This is a genomic window from Streptomyces sp. NPDC002784, from assembly GCF_053592135.1.
In genome coordinates this window covers 1-1,755 of sequence record NZ_JBSFVD010000150.1, presented here as the reverse complement: position 1 = coordinate 1,755, position 1,755 = coordinate 1, and the positions used below count along the sequence as shown (strand labels likewise).

The window sequence follows — 1,755 nt, the reverse complement described above, 5'->3', positions numbered from 1 at the left end:
TTCGAAATGATCATTCGTAAGATCAGTGGGACCCAGGGGCTCTGGGCATGGCTGATGACTGGGCGACCGTCAGATGGCTGAAGGAGCTTGGCCACCCGGAGCCCCGCGACGACTCGACCGCTAATTGGGAGATGCGACTCGATCGCTGCGTAGGGCAACGTCGGCGAGGTCGTCTGCTGGGCAGCGGTAGCGCGACGAACTGGCGGAGGTGACCGTGCCCCGGATATGGGCCGGAGTGGACATTGGCAAGGAACATCACCACTGCGTGGTGATCGACCGGGACGGTGAACGGCTGCTGTCCCGCCGGGTCCTGAACGACGAATCGGCCCTGCTGGAGCTGATCGGTGACGTCCTGGACATCGATGAAGACGTGCTGTGGGCGGTCGACCTCAACGGCGGCGGTGCCGCCCTGCTGATTGGCCTGCTGGTCAGCCACGACCAGCCGATGGTCTACATCACCGGCCTGACCGTGCACCACGCCTCGGCCTCCTACCGGGGCGAGGGCAAGACGGACGCCAAGGACGCCTTCGTCATCGCCGACCAAGCCCGCATGCGCCGCGACCTCGGTCTGCTGCGTCCCGGTGACGAGATCGCCGTCGACCTGCGCATACTGACCACACGCCGGGCGGATCTGGTGGCCGACCGCACCCGCCAGATCAACCGGCTGCGCGCCCAACTGCTGGAGATCTTCCCGGCATTGGAACGGTCGCTGGACCTGACCAACAAGGGCCCGGTCATGCTGCTGACGGGCTACCAGACGCCGGCCGCGATCCGCCGCAGCGGAGCCAAGCGCGTCGAGACGTGGCTGCGCAACCGCAAGGTGCGCGGAGCCGCCACGCTCGCCCGGACTGCCCTGGAGGCAGCCGAGGCCCAGCACACGGCCCTGCCTGGGGAGAAGCTGGCCGCCGCGATGGTGGTGCGGCTGGCGAAGGGGGTGATGGCCCTTGATGAGGAGGTCACGAAAGTCGACGCGCTCATCGAGGCCCGGTTTCGCGAGCACCCGCACGCCGAGGTGATCCTCAGCCTGCCCGGCACGGGCAAGATGACGGGCGCCGTCTTCATCGCGGCCACCGGCGGTCACATAGACGCCTTCGGCAGCGCCGACCGGCTGGCCGGCTTCGCCGGCCTGGCGCCTGCCCCGCGTGACTCCGGCCGCGTCAGCGGCAACCTTCGAAGACCGCGCCGCTTTCACCGCGGCCTGCTCAACGCGATGTACCTCTCCGCGCTCTCCAGCCTGAAGAGCTGCCCTGCCTCCAAGGCCTATTACGCGCGCAAGCGCGCCGAAGGCAAGGGACATAAGCAGGCGCTGCTGGCACTCGCTCGCCGCCGCGTCAACGTCCTGTGGGCCATGATCCGCGACGGAGCGTACTACCAAGCCACACCACCAGTCACAGTGGCGGCTTGACATCAGCATTGGGAAGCGAGGTCCAGGGTGGGGTGTTCTTGCCGGACCGGGTCGGGCGGCGTGTCATGAGGGTGATCGCTGCTCACTGCTGTTCACCGATCTCGATCCAAGACTCATGGAAGGCTCGGAGCACCGCGTCTCTGTGCCGGATCGTCATCGGCTCGTACTGATACCCCAAGCTCCACGGCCGCCTCGCCACTGGCATCGCCCGGCAGGCCGGGGTGGACCGCACCTTCCTCTACCGTCACCGGGATCTCCTCGCCCTGGTCCACGCCGCGGAACTCGAACCCGCCGCGCATCCAGGAGCCAGGCTTGCAACCGGTACCCAGGTACAGGTTTACCGTCGGAAG

At 67.5% G+C, this 1,755-nt stretch carries 2 protein-coding genes; one reads left to right on the top strand and one right to left on the bottom strand.

What is annotated here, in order from left to right:
* Window positions 1-214: 214 nt before the first annotated feature.
* On the top strand, window positions 215-1,405 hold the full coding sequence (locus tag ACWD1Z_RS37325) for an IS110 family transposase (protein WP_451125349.1): 1,191 nt from the start codon (window positions 215-217) through the stop codon (window positions 1,403-1,405).
* Window positions 1,406-1,518: 113 nt separating this feature from the next.
* On the opposite strand, the gene ACWD1Z_RS37320 is transcribed toward ACWD1Z_RS37325, so the two are convergent.
* Window positions 1,519-1,755, bottom strand: a 237-nt coding sequence (locus ACWD1Z_RS37320) for a hypothetical protein (protein ID WP_451125347.1), incomplete at its 5' end; no start/stop codon positions are given.